The sequence below is a fragment of the Desulfocastanea catecholica genome (assembly GCF_054657295.1).
The window spans coordinates 17,586-34,766 of record NZ_BAAHYZ010000011.1 but is presented as its reverse complement, the minus strand read 5'-3'; the positions used below and the strand labels follow the sequence as shown (position 1 = coordinate 34,766).

The 17,181-nt window shown below is 49.5% G+C and carries 15 protein-coding genes and 1 riboswitch; of the genes, 5 read left to right on the top strand and 10 right to left on the bottom strand.

All coding sequences use genetic code 11. The annotated features are described in order from the left end of the window. Positions 1–6 precede the first annotated feature (6 nt). Positions 7–813 (bottom strand): hydroxyethylthiazole kinase, encoded by an 807-nt coding sequence (thiM, locus tag ACYQ8U_RS11555; protein WP_459945701.1) that lies wholly within the window; start codon positions 811–813, stop codon positions 7–9. An 84-nt stretch (positions 814–897) separates the two neighbouring features. Continuing rightward, positions 898–991: riboswitch (TPP riboswitch) on the bottom strand. Positions 992–1,238: 247 nt separating this feature from the next. Between thiM and ACYQ8U_RS11550 the strand changes: the two genes are divergently transcribed. Both ACYQ8U_RS11550 and ACYQ8U_RS11545 read left to right on the top strand, forming a co-directional pair. Further along, positions 1,239–1,565 carry a cupin domain-containing protein gene (locus ACYQ8U_RS11550; protein WP_459945700.1) on the top strand — a complete coding sequence of 109 codons (327 nt, stop codon included), beginning with the start codon at positions 1,239–1,241 and terminating at the stop codon, positions 1,563–1,565. Positions 1,566–1,781: 216 nt separating this feature from the next. Next, positions 1,782–2,384 (top strand): DUF3786 domain-containing protein, encoded by a 603-nt coding sequence (locus ACYQ8U_RS11545; protein ID WP_459945699.1) that lies wholly within the window; start codon positions 1,782–1,784, stop codon positions 2,382–2,384. Between the two features lie 97 nt (positions 2,385–2,481). Here the strand turns inward: ACYQ8U_RS11545 and ACYQ8U_RS11540 are convergent, their stop codons facing one another. The 7 genes from ACYQ8U_RS11540 to ACYQ8U_RS11510 all read right to left on the bottom strand — a co-directional run bounded on the left by ACYQ8U_RS11540 (position 2,482) and on the right by ACYQ8U_RS11510 (position 12,153). Beyond that, entirely contained in the window at positions 2,482–3,132 is a 651-nt protein-coding gene (locus tag ACYQ8U_RS11540) for a DUF2799 domain-containing protein (RefSeq protein ID WP_459945698.1), read from the bottom strand. Between the two features lie 433 nt (positions 3,133–3,565). After that, positions 3,566–4,465 (bottom strand): DMT family transporter, encoded by a 900-nt coding sequence (locus ACYQ8U_RS11535; protein ID WP_459945697.1) that lies wholly within the window; start codon positions 4,463–4,465, stop codon positions 3,566–3,568. Between the two features lie 358 nt (positions 4,466–4,823). Continuing rightward, positions 4,824–5,957 (bottom strand): DUF362 domain-containing protein, encoded by a 1,134-nt coding sequence (locus ACYQ8U_RS11530; RefSeq protein WP_459945696.1) that lies wholly within the window; start codon positions 5,955–5,957, stop codon positions 4,824–4,826. Positions 5,958–6,004: 47 nt separating this feature from the next. Next, positions 6,005–6,709, bottom strand: coding sequence for an SDR family oxidoreductase (locus tag ACYQ8U_RS11525; protein WP_459945695.1), 705 nt, complete (start codon positions 6,707–6,709; stop codon positions 6,005–6,007). A 126-nt stretch (positions 6,710–6,835) separates the two neighbouring features. Further along, positions 6,836–7,942 (bottom strand): response regulator, encoded by a 1,107-nt coding sequence (locus tag ACYQ8U_RS11520; protein ID WP_459945694.1) that lies wholly within the window; start codon positions 7,940–7,942, stop codon positions 6,836–6,838. Continuing rightward, positions 7,939–11,391 (bottom strand): response regulator, encoded by a 3,453-nt coding sequence (locus ACYQ8U_RS11515; protein ID WP_459945693.1) that lies wholly within the window; start codon positions 11,389–11,391, stop codon positions 7,939–7,941. The genes ACYQ8U_RS11520 and ACYQ8U_RS11515 overlap by 4 nt, the downstream gene beginning before the upstream one ends. A 120-nt stretch (positions 11,392–11,511) precedes the next feature. Then, a complete protein-coding gene (locus tag ACYQ8U_RS11510; RefSeq protein ID WP_459945692.1) occupies positions 11,512–12,153 on the bottom strand; it encodes a hypothetical protein in 642 nt (213 codons plus the stop codon). 399 nt (positions 12,154–12,552) lie between these two features. Here ACYQ8U_RS11510 and ACYQ8U_RS11505 point away from each other — a divergent pair, with 399 nt between their 5' ends. From ACYQ8U_RS11505 to ACYQ8U_RS11495, 3 genes are all read left to right on the top strand, one after another. Further along, positions 12,553–13,188 (top strand): cytidylate kinase family protein, encoded by a 636-nt coding sequence (locus ACYQ8U_RS11505; RefSeq protein ID WP_459945691.1) that lies wholly within the window; start codon positions 12,553–12,555, stop codon positions 13,186–13,188. Positions 13,189–13,263: 75 nt separating this feature from the next. Beyond that, positions 13,264–13,701 carry a hypothetical protein gene (locus ACYQ8U_RS11500; protein WP_459945690.1) on the top strand — a complete coding sequence of 146 codons (438 nt, stop codon included), beginning with the start codon at positions 13,264–13,266 and terminating at the stop codon, positions 13,699–13,701. Positions 13,702–13,728: 27 nt separating this feature from the next. Then, complete coding sequence (locus tag ACYQ8U_RS11495; protein ID WP_459945689.1) at positions 13,729–14,112, top strand: response regulator; 384 nt, start codon at positions 13,729–13,731, stop codon at positions 14,110–14,112. Between the two features lie 49 nt (positions 14,113–14,161). Here ACYQ8U_RS11495 and ACYQ8U_RS11490 read toward each other — a convergent pair whose 3' ends face one another. Together ACYQ8U_RS11490 and ACYQ8U_RS11485 are read right to left on the bottom strand one after the other, a co-directional pair. Continuing rightward, positions 14,162–15,592: a sigma-54-dependent transcriptional regulator gene (locus tag ACYQ8U_RS11490; RefSeq protein WP_459945688.1), complete on the bottom strand. Its 1,431-nt coding sequence runs from the start codon at positions 15,590–15,592 to the stop codon at positions 14,162–14,164. Next, positions 15,589–17,052, bottom strand: a complete 1,464-nt coding sequence (locus ACYQ8U_RS11485; protein ID WP_459945792.1) for an ATP-binding protein — start codon at positions 17,050–17,052, stop codon at positions 15,589–15,591. The genes ACYQ8U_RS11490 and ACYQ8U_RS11485 overlap by 4 nt, the downstream gene beginning before the upstream one ends. Positions 17,053–17,181: the final 129 nt, after the last annotated feature.

Genomic DNA, 17,181 nt, shown 5'->3' with positions numbered 1-17,181 from the left:
CCATAATCAGCTTTCATGAATGCGACATCCTGTTTCAAGCTGTTCCGGGGTCATAGTATAGAGGGCATCGAGCAGGTGAATCATAAAGGAACCAGGTCCATTTGCCGCCTTACCGGCGATTTCTCCGGCCAGACCAAAAAACGCCAGGCCTGTGGCGGCAGCGGTAAGGTAATCCGTATCCACCGCGGCAAAAGCACCAATGACCGCAGTGGCGGAACATCCCGTCCCGGTAACATACGGCATAAGCGGATGGCCATTGGCGATATTGACTACACGAGTACCATCGGTCACCAGATCAATTGGTCCGGTAATCGCCAGGATCGTCTGCAACTCTTGCGCGAGCAGGGAAGCCGTTACCGCCGCAGCTTGAACAGAATCTGCCGCATCAACACCTTTGGCCGTCGACTGCTGACTGCCCAAAGAAAGAATCTCTGAGGCATTTCCGCGAATAACACTGACCTTTGTTTTATCGATGATGGCCTTGGCCGAAGCGGTCCTCAAAGGTGTCGCACCTGAACCGACCGGATCTAAAATGATCGGTTTTTGCAATGCCGTCGCCCTTTTTCCCGCTCGTATCATGGAGGCAACCCATGGATCAGTGAGCGTACCAATATTGAGAACCAGGGATCCGGCATAGGCGACCATATCTTCCACTTCGTTCTCGGCATGGGCCATAACCGGAGATGCCCCCATGGCCAGCAGGACATTCGCGGTATAATTCATTACCACAAAGTTGGTGATATTATGAATGAGCGGTTTGGTTTCACGAATTTTCTGCAGGTTTTCCGCGGCTTTCAGGGAAATATTCAACATAACGTAACTCGACCGATAAAGATTGAAGCCCTCAGTTGAAAAGCAGGGAGAAAGGACGGGCGAACGGATCGAAGAATGAAAAAGAGGAAGGACATTCTGCAATTCCCTACGCTGGTGTGATCCAGATCAGGTTCAACGGGTATCTTCTCAGGCCATACGGCCACCCCCTGCAAAAAATGTTACTTTCGCATCTATAGGAGACTCGAAAACCAAAGTCAAGGCATTCTCACTCTTTCTCGTTCATAAAAATTCATCCCAGCCGTGCGCAGGCTTATATTCCAAGACGAATTGTCGATATTTTTCAGTAAATTTGGTACAAGTATCTCGTGTTTAAAAACAGGAATTTTCTTACACCACGGGCCTTGCCACTGCAAAGGCATCAATGCATCGATGCATCAACCCATAAGATGAGGAGGATGGAGAAAATGTTTCGCAAAAATAATAATGAAGAATATCGAGAACTTTTGGAAGGTGTTCAGTTGCAAACCCTCGTGCATGGCGAAAAAACTCTCATGGGCCGCTTCCAACTGTCAAGAGGTGCCAAAATACCTCCTCACCAACACCCCCATGAACAAACTGGACTGATGATTTCAGGAAAACTGCTTTTCACCATAGGGAGGGAGGAACTTGAAGTGGAAGCCGGCGATAGCTGGTGCATTCCCGGAGGCAGTGAACACTCGGTTATCGCGATTGAGGATTCGGTAGTCGTTGAGGTTTTTTCCCCGGTTCGAGCCGACTATCTGCCAAGCTAAGCCACAACGAAATGCGTGTCGAAAGGCATAAATGTTAATGGGTCTTTGCTTGACTCAATTTCCCTGCGAAAGGAAAATGGTTATTGTCGTGTGGGCAATAGGCCACAGACGATATATCTATGAAAATTTCAGCGAACAATTAGTTGAAAATGATGATGCTTCCTGTCAAGCAAAAAAAGTTATCCAATTCGGCAAACTCTACAATGGAGCGTTAAAATGATGAAATGGGTTGACCGCCGATATTTCAGCGAACTCGCTGCCGCTGTTCCTGAACACATTTGCCGCAATAACCGTGCGGTTTATGATACTGCCGGCGGCACATACTCAGTGACGCTCTGGAATGAAACGTATTCGGTGGACCCGAAACAGGAGACCATCGTTGTCTCTCCTGCTGACTTTGTTCCACAGGAATATTTTCCGGTGTTCCTCATGTATTATCTGCTTCACATAGGTGACAACAGACCTGGTACAGACTGGATTTCCGAGAAAGATCTGCCCGGAGGAGTCACATTTTTCAGAGGGCCGCACCTGATACCGACAAATCTCATTTCAAACACCTTCGCTAACAATCTCCAGGCATTCATCGATGGCTGTCATGCTCTGAACGGGGAGCCGCTGGAACTGGCGGACGCTGCTTTTAAATTTCAGATAACGCCCGAAATTCCGGTAGTTATTCTCTACTGGACCGGTGATGAAGACTTTCCTGCCGAAGCGAAAATGCTCTTTGATCGCTCCATGATTGATTTCATGCCACTCGATGTTGTGTTCGCCCTCGCATTCGAAGTATGCGATCGTTTTCGGCGACTGGCTGAAAAATAACTGCCTCGTCAGCTGCCAAGCCGTTCAACGCGCCCCGCACAACAGGCAACTGTCGTATCGGCAAGTGCCTGGAGCTCCTGCCGTAACAGACCTTTTTTTATTTATAAATACTATCTGCCTTCATGTTATTGAGATTGCGGCGCATTTCATTGAGGGCAAAATCAGCTTCAGAGATATCGTAGCGCAGCAATTCACGATCCCTTTCAGCTGCTCGAATTCCATCCAATAACGCCCTGCGTCGATGTGGACTTCCTTGATTCCTGATTAATTCTTCTTCCATGAAGGATATTTGTTCTTCTATGGCCCTATATTGTCCATGCAAACGTGCTATGAGCATCTCCTGGTCCTGAATTTTTCTGCTGTAATCATAAACTGCTCGTCCCTCACTCATTGCAAACTCAAAATCAGATTCCAAGGCTTCTGGACAAACACCATTGTAGATTGCACCTCGGGTTCCCTGATAATACCCATTGCTGGGCGTACACCACTGTGCCAAACCTTGTGTGCGGCCCTGCATATATGCTTCAAGGTCAGGTGAGACATTATATTCAGCACAAGATTTACGATATTCGCCGATACGGGAGGCATCATACCCTTTAGCACCATCCTCATAACCGACGCTCTGCCATTGGGCGTTAAGACATTCATTTTTACCCATAGTAGCACAGCCGGAAAAAAGCAGACTAAGAAGCATGGCTGCAAGTAGCCAATTTACTATCGGATTTAAATAACTTTTCAAGCTATCCATTGCATATTTTCTCCTGCATTCAGATCTTAGAGTGCTTTCAATCTCAGTTACTTTTCTGCTTGGCTGCCCTTTACTACATAAGTGTGGTTGCGACGAAACAAACGATTCTCAGGTCCCATAGAAATATACGTAAACCAGCTAACATTAGCGCTTCGAGAAGATTATCGAGCTCCCATAGTTGACCGGTTTTATAATTTCACACCCCGGGAGCAAATTCATCCTCCCGTTCATCTTCGATCGTCTCTTTGCCTACCACGTTGACAAGATTGGGGTCTTACAGGGTCTCGCCTGATAAATCCATATGCTGCGCGGGATTGCGGCCCGCCGCCCCGATTATCCCCGAAACTCCTGTTTAACCACCCAGAAAAGCAACAACCCGGCTTGACCGGGTTGTGCATACTCTGCATGCGAATCGCCTGTCAATTCCATAGTGCTATGCTCTCTCTATCGGTTTCAACCCCCTTCTCAGCAGTACATTCCTGCCTGTCGTACCGACAAAAGTTGCGCCACAAATCAAACATGCACCGATAATCTGGTACGTAGTCATGTGTTCTTGAAAGAAAAGGAACGAGATCAGTACTGCAGTAAGCGGGTCAAGATAGCTCAACATCGCGATTTCCTGGGTCTTCAGTCCTTTTATTCCTACGAAAAACAAGAGAAAGCCCAGTCCAGTATGAACAAGACCGAGCACTAAAAGCAAAACTATGGATCGATGAGATTGAAAGAGAGGATTCAGCTCTCCGACAAAGAGAACATATGGCAGCAAAAATATTGCCGCCAGAACCAGCTGGGGAACGGTAGTTTCCAACCCTCCCAAGTTATTCAAAAACTTATTCAGCAACATGAGTGTGGCATAACAAATAGCGGCAAGGATTCCATAAAAAATACCGCTGATATTTTTCTCCGATCCAATTGTTCCTGGGTTGATTCCAATAAGCAAAAACATCCCAAGAAGTGTGACTATAATGCAAATTACCTTGAATAAGGATAAGCGCTCCTTCAGGATGAAGGGAGATACCATCATTAACATGACTGGCGCGGTATAGTAACTCACCGTTGCGAGCGCAATTGTGGTGTTGCGATAGGCCTGGAAAAGAAAAATCCAATTGCCTGCCAGTGCAGCACCAGTGCAGAACAGAACGAACCAGTTGGCTCTGAGATCTCCCCCTAATCCTTTGCGATTGTTTATTAGGAGAAAAGGTACCAGGCAAATGACACCAAGTAATCCTCGAAATAAAGCGATCTCACTGGATGGAAGATCAATAAAACGAACGACAGCACCAATGGTCCCAAATATCACCATTGCTATGCTGAATGAGATGATTGACTTCATAGGTCTTTCCCTTAAAGATGATGTAATCTCTATGGAATCCCTACGAGTTTACAGAAATAAACAGTGTCAGCTATTCATTACTGGACACGAAGGGCTTTCCATACTTTTCCTAGAAAATGGTAGAGAAAAACCCTTGGCGGAGGTGCAGCGGATGATTGAGGAAAGCAAAAGTCAACAACGCTCAAATTGTCCATTTAAATCTCCTAAAAACGCAATCGGAATTTCTTCCGAGAGACACCTTTGTCAATGAAGCGGGTTACCGAAATAACCGGCATATCCTCTGCTGTGTCAATGTCCGTACCTGCAAACACTCTGTAACTTTGATCCGTGACTCGAACCTGGACGATCACCTAAGCAATTATTTGGTTACTATCAACTCATATTGCCGAGTACCCAAACCGATTTTTTCGGCATGCTCCAGGCAGGTACGCCATTCGGCCTCCGGTCTGGAATTGACAAAATGGTCGCAATGATCAATGAAGTCAGGTTTTGCCATATTCTCGAACAGTTGACTTCCCGGTAGAGGTGCGGCCCGTAGACAGGCATCGACACAGGCCTGATCCAGAGCGAGAGGATCAAAAGACGCAAACATGCCCAGATTAGGCAGGATAGGAACGTCGTTTTCTCCGTGGCAGTCGCAATTGGGGGATACATCGACAACCAGTGAAATATGGAAACACGGCCGACCGTCAACGACGGCCTTGGTGTATTCCGCCATGCGCCGGTTCAGAAGTTCGACGGCAGCAAAATTGGCGAAAGCGATGGCATCGTAGTTACATGCTCCCAGGCAGCGGCCGCAGCCGACACAATTTTCTTCGTTGACCCGCATCTTCTTTGCTTCAACGTCAAAGGCGAGTCCCTCGTTGGCACATTCCTTAAGGCACATGAGACACCCCCGGCATTTGGTTTCGTCGATCTCGGCTTTGCCGCCACTGTGCTGCTCTGTTTTGCCGGCCCTGGAGCCGCAACCCATGCCGATATTCTTGATTGCTCCGCCGAAACCGGTCATCTCGTGCCCCTTGAAGTGCGTCAGGCTGATGAACACATCAGCGTCCATGACTGCCCGACCGATCTTGGCCGACTTTACGTATTCACCTCCAGCCACTGGCACATCAATATCGTCGGTTCCCTTCAATCCATCCCCGATGAGAATAGGGCAGCCGACGGACAGGGGCGTGAACCCGTTTTCCCAAGCACATTGCAAATGCTCCAAGGCGTTTTTGCGACTCCCCGGATACATGGTATTACAGTCAGTCAAAAAGGGCTTGCCGCCCAGTTCTTTTATCACGTCGGCGATGGCTTTGGCGTAATTGGGACGAAGATAGCTGATATTTCCCAATTCTCCAAAATGCATCTTGATGGCAGTGAACTTTCCATCCATATCGATCTGACCTATCCCTGCCTTATAGATAAGCTTTTTCAATTTGGTGGGTAGCCCGTCCCCGAAAGCCATCGTTCTGAAATCTGTAAAATAGACCTTTGCTTTTTCCATTGTATACCTGCTGGCTAATCGTTTTTGCGACAAATGATATCAATTTCTTATGACTTATATGTCCATCCGCAGTCATTGTGATACACCATCAGTTTTGTCATGCCGCCATCGACAATGATGTCCTGCCCGGTGATAAAACTACTTTTCTGGTCGCACAGAAACATGACGGTATGGACAATGTCCGACGGTTTGCCTACCCTGCCTGCCGGGTGCTGAGTTGTATCGGAGTCATCGAATGGTGTGCCGGTGGTGTCGATCCATCCTGGGGAAATGGAATTGACACGCGCTTTTCCGGCCAGGGTGATGGCCATTGCATGGGTCAGGGCAGTGAGACCACCTTTGGCTGCGGTATAGCTTTCAGTATCGGCCTGGCTCATCAGATGGCGGGTGGAGGAAATATTCACAATGCTTGCGAGCCTGTTGAAATGATCCATGAAGAGTTGGGTCAGCAGAAACGGCGCCGTGATTCCCACGCGCAACACGTAGTTGAAATCGCTGTAGGAGCAGGTGTTAAGGCCTCTCCGGGAAACACAGGCGTTATTGATCAGATAGTCAACTGCACCGTATTCGGTGATGACCTTGGATGCAAAATCCCGGAGAACCTGTTCATCGGCGATATCTCCGACAAAGTAATTGTTGTCGAGCAGGTCAATGGTACAGACGGCAACCCCTTGGGCGACAAAGGCGTCGCAGATTGCCTTGCCAATACCCCTTGCCCCACCGGTGACTACAGCGACTTTCGGCTTGTCCATGGTTTCATCTCATATAAGTACCGACTGGTGGTGGCTGCCGGTGACACGTACATTAACAGTGGAGCGCCAATATACTCTAATGACAATAAAAAGTCATTCGTCAAAGCTCGAGCTGCTTGATAATGTCTAGCGGTTCGGTCTTGACGGCATCGACAGATTGATCATTTCCGGCGAAGCGACGCACAGAATGGGAGAAGCTTTCTGCAGATCGTAGGCAAACTGGAAAGAACCACTTTCAAAAAGCTCCAGGCAGGCATCAACCGCTTCGGCATCAAATAAAATCCCCCGGTGTTGTCGAAGTTCGGCAAGCGCCGTCTCAATGCCCTGGGCCGGTCGGTAGGGTCGAAAGGAACTGGTCGCCTCGGTTACATCGGCAACCGACAGAATCTTTGCTTCGAGCAGTATCTCCTCGCCGCGCAGCCCAAGCGGATAGCCGGACCCGTCGAGCCGCTCATGGTGCTGAAAAACTATCTGGGCACAGGGCCAGGGAAAGGGGATATTTTTCAGGACCTCAAAGCTTATCTGAGGATGGATTCTAATGACCGCTTTTTCGGCGTCAAGGAGTCGACCCATTCGATTTAAGATCGACACCGGAATACGAATTTTGCCGACATCATGAAGTATCCCGGCAATACGAATACCCTCGATAATATCTTCCGACAGGCCCATCCTTGCACCAATAGCGCAGGCCAGCTCGGCCACCCGATGCTGATGGCCGGCGGTATACGGATCCCTGATTTCCGCCATCAGCGCCATACTGAAAATACTGCCATGGAGCATCTCCTGCAGTTCCATTGTTTTCTTCTCGACCATCTGTTCCAGCATGGCATTCTGCGAACGCAGCTGGGAGCGCATCTCCTCCAGCTCAAGATGCATCTGCACCCTGGCCTTCAGTTCCGCCGCATGAAAGGGCTTGGTGATATAATCAACAGCGCCCATTTCAAAAGCCTTGGTCTTATCCACCGTTTCGCTGCGGGCGGTGAGAAAAATCAGGGGAATCGACCGCGTTTCAGGGTCTTTTTTCAATCTGGTGCACACCTCATAGCCATCCATCTCGGGCATCATGATATCGAGCAGGATAAGATTGGGGTGGTATTTTGCAGCATACTGCAGGGCATTTTCACCATTTTTGGCAATACCCAGTCGATACCTTTCCTTCAGGGTATTGACCAGTAAATCAATATTTGTTGCATTATCGTCGACAACAAGAACGAGGGGCCGTGATGCATTCATCGTTGTCCCTCCAGAGCAGCCCGGACCTGCTGAATTGTCTGCAGTGCCTGCTGGTAATCGTACCGGCGTATCTGGGTGTCGAGGATTTTGATAAGTGCCGGGTCGACAAGTTTGCGACCGGCCAATTTCTTTCTGAGCAGAGTGGTAATCGACTGAATTTCCACAGGATCAGCTCTCTCTATCGCCTCCATCAATACCGCCAGCAGCTTGCTGGGATCATCATCTTTATTGGAGGCAGGAACATTGTTCTCCTCAATCCTGTTAGTCCCTGCCAGGGGCAGAAGCACTTCCAGCAGGCAGTTCAACTCTACCTCGAGCCTTGTCACCGACTCGGTCAGCAACAGCATATCGGTGGATTCGCCGCCAGACAATTTTTCGACTGCCTCCGCCGCCTGCTGGACTTTGTACGCGCCGATATTGGCCGCGCTTCCCTTGAGGCGATGGACAAGGTCGAGCAGCGTTTTGCTGTCCTGTTCCTCACGGGCCTGTTCAATGGTCTGTACCGTCTCCGTATTGTCTTGAAAAAATCCACGCAGAATGTCCCGATATGTCGGCCAATCCAGACCGGTTGCCTGCAAGGCCCCGGCCACATCGATACCGGGCAGCTGGGAGGGAATCGAAGCGTCCTGGCTTAATTGCGGCAGCTCGTGCCTCTGCGCCTCAACTACCTCATTGCCGGCAGCACGCTCCGCATCCCCGGCATGATCCTCGGCAAGCCTTTTCCTGTTGCGCAGCAGACGCCAGAGAGTATAGAAAAAACGGTCCTGATTGATAGGTTTGGCGACATAACCATCCATCCCCGCCTCGAGACATTTTTCTTCGTCACCCTTCATTGCATGGGCGGTCATGGCGATGATCGGCAGATCATCGTATTCGGGCAGTGCCCGGATCAATCGCGTTGCCTGATACCCGTTCATCTTCGGCATCTGGATATCCATGAGGACGCCATCGAAGAACTCCTTTTTTATCGCCGCAACCGCTTCTTCACCATTTTCGGCAATCTTCACCAGCACTCCGGCACCTTCGAGGATGGCTCTGGCCACCTGCTGGTTGGTATAATTGTCTTCAACCACCAGAATCCGGCATCCTTTCAAGTGCTTTTTATACATGGACGCCCTGGTGGTGAAATCGGTCCGGCTGCCGGCCTTGCGCGTTCCCTGCTTGCCAAAGGCATCCATAATCGCATCAAACAAGGTTGACTGGAAGATCGGTTTGGTCAGGAAGCCGTTGGTCCCGGCCTGCTCGGCCTCGGTTTTGTGCACCTCTCTGGCAAAGGCCGTCATCATGATGATCGGCAGGGTGAGGTGCAGGTCCTGGCGAATCTTCCTCGAGGTCTCAATGCCATTCATGCCCGGCATTTTCCAATCCATCAGCACCAGGTCCACCGGTGTTGGGCCATCGGCTGCAGCCTGCAGGCGCCGGATGGCCTCCTCTCCGGATGCCAGGGTCTCCACCTGAAAATCAAAGGAGGTAAGAATTTTGGTCATAATCGCCCGGCTGTCGGCGCAATCGTCGACCACCAGCACGTTCATGCCCATAATATCCTGGGGGATATCAAACATCGAGGCAATTGGCGTTGCCGCCCTGACCAGCCTGACCGTAAAAGAAAACGTACTTCCCTGGCCGGGCATGCTTTCCACACCGATGGTCCCGTGCATCATGGAGACGAATTTTTTACAGATGCTCAAACCCAGGCCGGTCCCCTCATATTTTCTGGTTGACGAAGAATCGCCCTGGGTGAACGGTTCAAAGAGCAGCGGCAGATAATCCGGAGAGATCCCGGTACCGTTATCCTTGACGGCAAAGGCGAGCATCACCTGATCGTCGGTCAGCCCTTCCGTGGTATCGCTGGTATCCCGAACACTGATGAGAATAATACCGTCCGGACCGGTAAATTTCAGTGAATTGCTAATCAGGTTCGTCAGAATCTGCTGCAGACGCAACGAATCCCCGTGCAGGATACGCGGCGTATCCTGATCGATGTCCACCAGCAGCTCAATCCCCTTTTCCCCCGCCTGGTTGATAAAGACATCCATCACCCGATCAAACATTTCATCCAGCCGAAAAACCCGGTCTTTCAGTTCCAGGACGCCGGCCTCAATCTTGGAATAATCAAGGATATCGTTGATGATCCCCAGAAGAGAATAGGAAGAATTCTGCACGATGTGCAGATAATGTTCTACTTCCGGTGTGACGGTCTCGGCCAGGGCCAGATCCGTTGCGACAATAATGCCGTTCATCGGCGTACGGATCTCATGACTCATATTGGCGAGAAACTGGCTTTTGGCAAGGGTGGCCGCCTCGGCCTGCTCTTTTGCAAGCTCGAGCTCTACATCCATTTTTTTATGTAATTCAATCTCGTGTTGCAAGGAGAGATGCGAGGCTTTAATTTTGCGATTAAGCCGCAGAACAAGTCCGGTAAAGGCAAGGAGCGAACAAAAGACAATAAAGGAAAAGAGTACCCAGGGTCCATAATCGCGCAGGATGTTGCGCATGGTCACCTTGCCCAGATCCTTGTAAGGGCCCACACGCAGTTCCATCATGCATTCCATGACCGGCAGATAGCTCAGAGGTATTGTCCAACCGGCACAGCCTGCAGCGCGGGCTGCAGGCGAATCGATCTTCATCTGCAGCAAGGCCACTGTAACCTTTTCCGCCAGCTCATCCGGCGTCTCTTTAGCCTTTGCCATAGGCCAGTCGGGATACTCTCTTGTGGTGCAGAGATATGGGGTCTGCAACTCGCGATCATACAACCGTGGGAAAACAAAAAAATCCTGCAATTTGATCTTCCCCTCGGCACTCATCGACTCTAGGGTGTTGGTTCGTACCGTGCCGACATCGACAAGCCCGTCACGAACCGCATAGACAACCTTATCATGGGTTTCTCCATAATACAGCTCTTTAAAATCCTTGTGGGGATCGATGCCGTTTTCCTTCAGTTCCCGCCAGGCCATCAACCAGCCACCAAGGGATTCTTCGGAGACCCCCATAAACGTTTTCCCTTTAAGATCAGTAATTTTTACTATATCAGACCGATCCAATCGACTAAAAATGACACTGCCGTATTTTGAGTAAACCCGACCAAGCCGCAACTCTTTTAAAGTGGCGATTCTGTCGACGCCATATCCCTGTTCCAGTTCCACATAAAATAAGGGATTAGTCAGGATGAAACCAACTTCGGCCTTTTGCACGCTGGAAATAATCCGGTCATGGCTTAACGGAACGATTTTGAAGGTATATCCCGGAATATGCTCGGTAAGATAGTCTGCTGTAGGCGACCAGCTTTGTAGAGAGTTTTCAACTCCCCGCACTGCAAGCACGCCGATCTTCACCAGTTTATCGGTGCCCTGTCCCTGTGCCGCAGCAGCAAGCTGCACCAGCAAAAAGATCAAGACCATGGAATATCGAGCAATGCAGCCAGGAATTGTGCAGGTTTTTTTTCTATTCATTTCTTCCGCCTTTATCAGGGAAAGTAACTTAAAACATGAGAATTGACCATGCAGCTCATGATGACATATTTTTTCCCTGGCGAGAACGTTTTTTACAAACTGTTTTCGAAGTGCCCCTTTTCAGAAGATGGGCAATGGCCTCCTTTTTTGAGACCGGTTGACGAAAACCGATTGCAGCTGCGACCTTAAAGATGCAACCGGCAGGTTTTCACTGACAATAAGATGAGCCGGCAGAGTGAGCAGACCGTCGACCTTTGCTTTCCAAAGCAATTCGTCGACAATGAGAATCGTCTGCTGCTCCGGGATGCTCGAGAGAAAATTTAGCGTAGTTTCGGTATATTCAGAACACTCCCTGATAAACATAACGACTATATTCGGGCAAAAAGTAAATATACACAGGTCGGCGTATTTCCCGGCAAGCGAAGTCTCGACAAGAATATTGCAGCTCTCGGCAAAGAATCTACAGATGTGATCGAAGGTGTCTGACTGATCCTGAAATTGACCTTCGTCGGCAGCGATAAAGAGAATTTTTTTTGTTTGCGGAGGAAGAAGCCATGGCGAGACAGGCATATTGTGCCTGATCAAAAAAGAAATCACCTCGGCCGAATCGACAAGATCTTCTCCCGGCCGGGCTCGCTTGAGATGATTATCTTCCAGCCACTTTTTCACCTCGTCATTGGTGATGCAACATGCAGTGGCTACCTCCTCGCTGGTCAGGAGCCGTTGTCCGTTTTTTTCGCTGTGATACCATCCGCTGATCATGAGCATCTCTCCATTGAAACCTAGCGCGGCCTGCGCCTTTGCTTGTTATCAAGTGCAGAGCAACCCGTATGCCATGACGAGCCGTGTCGGAAAATTTATCATTATTAAAATCAATATCAGAAACTTATCGGGAATTATCGAATGAACAAAATTCTCAGGATGCTGCGCTCCAGGCGTCAGCTGTGCGACTTGCGTCCGAATACTTAACAACCTGTAAAAGGAACTGACACTGGTGTTTGCCAAATTAAAATTTTTAATGATTGTTACCGTACGCTGTTGCCGGAACACCTTGACAAAATGATGCCGGCAAGGCAGGCAGGGGTGCTGGCATGTTCTTTGCTTCAGAAATATATATACCGCCACTCTATCGTTTTCACACTGCACACGAGGAGACAGGAAATGCACTCTCTTGCCCTTTTTCCATGTTCATACACCGACGAAGCCGGGCTTATTGGTGAATTGTCGAATGCACTGCACCTGCGGGTTTATACCGATGAAATGCTCTTCTCGGATATCTCCGACCAATTCGGTGTTCATGTTGACAAGTTAAAGAAAATACTTTTCAGGACCTCACCGGCGTTGAACCGATACAAACTTAAAAAAGAAAAATATATCAATCTTCTCAGGTGCTCATTGGAGGCTCGACGGAAATTATCTCCAGGCGGCTGCATCTTCTATGGCGTACACACCTCACTTCTCGATACAGAAAGCGACCAGGTTTTCAAGGTGTTGGTGTTTGATGATGAACAGGGCCGTGTTCGACGGGCTATGCAGCAGGATGGGTTAAGCGAGGATGCCGCCAGAGAACATATTCGGCGGCATGATGAAAAGGTCTCGGGATGGACGCAATTCCTCTTTAATGAACAAGCATATGCCCAATCACTCCATGACCTGGTTATCTCATGGGAAAACAACAGCTTACTGAACATAACAGGTGAAATAATCGAGCGGTTTCAGAGGGTAAGGGTTTCTTTTCACCCAGGGCAACATGCTTACGCGCCTTCCCTGTCGCCAATGCACCTGTATGCAAAATGAACTGCACGAACCGAGGAATCAGCAGGATTGAAGGCCATCTATCGGCAAAACTAACAAAGAAGGGACGTCCTGAATATGCAAATAATCAACAAAGCGCTTCTTTCCAAAAAAGTACTCTCCTATCAGCTTATGGCATTTACTGCGATGATTGCTTTGATATGGCTTGATGAAATTCATGATCTGCCGCATGGTCTGCTTGGAGGTATCGCAACCCCGGTCAATTGGCGGGAATCACTCTTCGAGACGCTGATCATAGCGCCACTTGGTTTGATAATTATCCGTAATACAAGAATATTATTTAGCAGAATGCAATATCTGGAGGGATTGTTGCGTATCTGTTCGTCCTGCAAAAAGATCTGCGATGAGCAGGGAAACTGGCAGCAGATAGAGACGTATATCCATGAAAGGTCAGACGCCAGATTCAGTCATGGACTCTGCCCTCGTTGCGCGGAAAAATTGTATCCCGAGGTTTTTGCCGCAAACAATACCCCGACGACGATCCCCCGGGTATGAAAGAAAATTGCAGCATATAAGACAGCCATGCGCCCACCTGAATCATTTACTATTGTGGTAACAGACAGCAATCACCATGTCTGCGACCTTCTGCAACGCGAGTTGGAAAAAGAAGGCTATGCGGTGCACAGCCTCAAGTCTGCAAACAAGGCCTATGAATATCTGTGCAGTTCCAGCCGGATGGACCTTCTCATCCTTGATCCGCAGCTGTTTCATCCCTTCGACCAGACCATTATTGATAAAATTCTGCGTCATCATGCCGCAACCCAGATAATTTTTCATAGCTATACGGACATACTCAGCGGGCTGAAGACAGCTGATAATATCAGCCAGATTGAAAAAAATGCTGCAAGTATCAGTTCAGTTAAAAGTGTCGCTCATGCCTTATTCCAGGCATTTGCAGAAAAATAACCGGGATCGAAAATCCGCCACAACAAAAGCCGCGGCCCAGTCCCACCGGCTACTCACTCCCCTCGGACGCCCGGCCTAAATCATATTTCTCTATTTTTGCATGCAATGTGGGTCGAGACAGCCCCAGCAATTTCGCCGCACGAGACCGGTTGCCCTGGGTGAGAAGCAGAGCTTCCTGGACGAGAAGCGTTGCGACATCATCCATACAGGAGTCAAAAAGTTTCTCTTTTTCTCCGGAATTGAGCACAGCCCGGACCCACGAGCGGACGGCCTCATTACCGGCGGGATCTCCGGGACCATTACCACGCAGCGGCTCCTGGCGGATCAAGGTAATGTCTTCTGCCTGAACAGGTGCACCCCGGTTAAAGATCAGGGCTTTTCTTATACTATTCATCAGTTCCCTGATGTTTCCCGGCCAATCATATTCTTTGATCTTTTGCAATGCACCGGCACTGATCCCCGGATTTTTGACGGACATCTCGACTGAAAGCCGGGTCAGAAGATAATCGGCCAGGGTTTCGAGATCTTCCTTGCGCTCTCTGAGAGGCGGCATGGTGAGGGTCACCACCCGCAGTCGATAGTATAAATCCTCTCGAAATGTGCCATTGGCAACCGCCGCCTCGAGATCCCTGTTGGTTGCGGCAATAATCCGGACATCCACATCGATCGGTTCTTTTCCCCCGAGTCTTTCAATGCTGTTTTCCTGCAATAATCTGAGAAATTTCGACTGGATACTGAGGGGCATATCACCAATTTCATCGAGAAAGACCGTGCCACCCCTGCCCTGCTCAATCTTGCCGACCCGCCTGTGTACCGCCCCGGTAAAGGTCCCCTTTTCGTAGCCGAAAAGTTCACTTTCAAGCAGGGTTTCCGGAATGGCGACACAGTTGATGACGACGAAGGGTTTGTCCACCCGGCTCGAATAATTATAAATTGCCCGTGCAGCGAGCTCTTTCCCGGTTCCCGATTCCCCCCTGACCAGCACAGTGGCATCCGTCGAAGAGACCCTGCCGATAGCCTTATAAATCTCCAGCATGCGCTGGCCGTTTCCGACAAGAGCCTCCCTGCCGGTGTAGACCTCGGCGGCAGGATTGACATCGACCGGGGAAGACATGCAGCGACCGGCGATCAGCGCTTTTTCCACCAGCTGCAACATTTCAGGCACGTCAAAGGGTTTGAAAATATAATCATACGCGCCCTGCTGTATGGCCCCTATGGCGGTTTCCGTGCTGCTGTAGGCAGTTATGATGATGACCGGAAGTTTCGGCAGTATCCCATGGATGACCTCAAACACTTCAAGCCCGCCCATATCCGGCAGACGAACATCGAGGATGACCAGGTCCGGATTCTGTACCTTTGCCTGTTCTATGCCTTCTTGGCCGGTAAATGCCAGAGCGGTTGTATAGCCATCCTGTGACAGGATCTTGGCAAAACTTTGTCCCAGCTGTTGATCATCATCAATTATCAGAATCAGGCTCATGAGGTGTGTGCTCCTGTCGGCAACAGGATGACAAAGGTCGCACCCTGATCAAGTTTCGAAGTGACAATGAATTTTCCATGATGTTCCTTGACGATTCTTGCGACAATGCTGAGTCCAAGCCCGGAACCATCTTCCTTGGTAGTAAAAAACGGCGTAGTGACCTTGTCCTGTATCGTTTCAGGGATTCCCGGACCGCTGTCACTGACGGTGACGACGGCAACGTTGCCCATCGTCGGGTGGTTTTCCCGTGTTTCACTGATGGCAATCCACCCCCCGGTCTCCATTGCCTCGCAGCTATTGATAATCAGATTAGCCAGAGCTTCTTTCAGCCTGTCGGGATCGAGCTGGACCTTCCCCAGGTCCGGCTGGAAGGTGTAGTGCAGATCCACATTATAGGCTCGGAGTCGATATTCCAGCAGGGTTAATACCCCATTGATGACTTCGCCTAGACGGCACTCCTGCAGCCTGAGTTTCGGCGGTCTGGCGAACTCGAGAAAATTTTCGACAATCTTGTCTATTCTCGCTATTTCATCGGAAATGACCTGCAGGTCCTCATCCTGTGCTTCGGACAGTTCGAGCGATCTTCCCAGGGAAAACATCCTCATTTTAATGGAGGTGAAAGGGTTCCTGATTGTATGGGCAACCCCTGCCGCCAGCTCGCCCACCATGGCCATTCGTTCTGCCTCCTGCAGATGCTTGCGACTTCGCACTAATTCATCACTGGTTGCATCAAAATCGCGCATCATGCCATTCAACGAATGCTGCAGCGAGTCAACCTCATCCCTGGAGCTTTCCCTGGCCGTACTTCCCGTCTTCAGGGCAAGTTCCCTGATCGGCCCAAGAATCTGATGATAGAGAATAAAAAGAAAAAAAGCGCACAGGGCCGAAAAGACGGCCAGAGCGGAGAAAGCCATGATCCTCAGTCGCGCAGACCGCAGGCTGTTGTCTTCTTCCGTTTGCTGGAGAAGCTGCCATTGATCGCGGCTGAACGTGCGACAGAGTTCGAGCAGAACAAAAAAAACATCCCTTTGCTTCTCGTGCAGGCTGGAAATACTCTCTTTCATAATGCCACGCCGATACGTGTCGATCGCCACGTCTTTTGCCTCGACATACTCATCGTACTTCGCAGCAATACTGTTAATGGTTTCCCTCTGGTTCGAATTCAACTCCAGGGAGACCACCTGATTCAGGTACTGGCGGAAAACCTGGCGATATTCCCACAGCGATTTGAGCCATTTCTCGTCGCCATCGACAACATAGTAGGTGAGAAATCCCTTTTGGTTGGCCAGGGCAAGCTCCATGTCCAGCGCTGATTTATACAGGACAAATTCCTTCTGCACCATCGAGTTGAGCATTGTGTCAATTTGATGGGTGTACCAATACATAACTCCCCCACCAAGGACGACAATGACAACCATTGCCGAGAAAATTGCGACAATTTTCGATCGAAGACTGAACATAAGCTGCACGGCTGTTCTCCTTGTTTTTCTTTTTTCTCGGAAAATTACACCGTAGCAGTTTTTGAACAAAAACCATGCATTGTCAACAACGAATCTCCGCCATATTCACGATAAATTCAGAAGAGTTGC

What these genes read in the sequence shown, in the direction of transcription:
- thiM (WP_459945701.1), bottom strand. Translation starts at nt 813, where the DNA reads ATGTTGAATATTTCCCTGAAAGCCGCGGAAAACCTGCAGAAAATTCGT.
- ACYQ8U_RS11550 (WP_459945700.1), top strand. Translation starts at nt 1,239, where the DNA reads ATGTTTCGCAAAAATAATAATGAAGAATATCGAGAACTTTTGGAAGGT.
- ACYQ8U_RS11545 (WP_459945699.1), top strand. Translation starts at nt 1,782, where the DNA reads ATGATGAAATGGGTTGACCGCCGATATTTCAGCGAACTCGCTGCCGCT.
- ACYQ8U_RS11540 (WP_459945698.1), bottom strand. Translation starts at nt 3,132, where the DNA reads ATGGATAGCTTGAAAAGTTATTTAAATCCGATAGTAAATTGGCTACTT.
- ACYQ8U_RS11535 (WP_459945697.1), bottom strand. Translation starts at nt 4,465, where the DNA reads ATGAAGTCAATCATCTCATTCAGCATAGCAATGGTGATATTTGGGACC.
- ACYQ8U_RS11530 (WP_459945696.1), bottom strand. Translation starts at nt 5,957, where the DNA reads ATGGAAAAAGCAAAGGTCTATTTTACAGATTTCAGAACGATGGCTTTC.
- ACYQ8U_RS11525 (WP_459945695.1), bottom strand. Translation starts at nt 6,709, where the DNA reads ATGGACAAGCCGAAAGTCGCTGTAGTCACCGGTGGGGCAAGGGGTATT.
- ACYQ8U_RS11520 (WP_459945694.1), bottom strand. Translation starts at nt 7,942, where the DNA reads ATGAATGCATCACGGCCCCTCGTTCTTGTTGTCGACGATAATGCAACA.
- ACYQ8U_RS11515 (WP_459945693.1), bottom strand. Translation starts at nt 11,391, where the DNA reads ATGAATAGAAAAAAAACCTGCACAATTCCTGGCTGCATTGCTCGATAT.
- ACYQ8U_RS11510 (WP_459945692.1), bottom strand. Translation starts at nt 12,153, where the DNA reads ATGATCAGCGGATGGTATCACAGCGAAAAAAACGGACAACGGCTCCTG.
- ACYQ8U_RS11505 (WP_459945691.1), top strand. Translation starts at nt 12,553, where the DNA reads ATGCACTCTCTTGCCCTTTTTCCATGTTCATACACCGACGAAGCCGGG.
- ACYQ8U_RS11500 (WP_459945690.1), top strand. Translation starts at nt 13,264, where the DNA reads ATGCAAATAATCAACAAAGCGCTTCTTTCCAAAAAAGTACTCTCCTAT.
- ACYQ8U_RS11495 (WP_459945689.1), top strand. Translation starts at nt 13,729, where the DNA reads ATGCGCCCACCTGAATCATTTACTATTGTGGTAACAGACAGCAATCAC.
- ACYQ8U_RS11490 (WP_459945688.1), bottom strand. Translation starts at nt 15,592, where the DNA reads ATGAGCCTGATTCTGATAATTGATGATGATCAACAGCTGGGACAAAGT.
- ACYQ8U_RS11485 (WP_459945792.1), bottom strand. Translation starts at nt 17,052, where the DNA reads ATGTTCAGTCTTCGATCGAAAATTGTCGCAATTTTCTCGGCAATGGTT.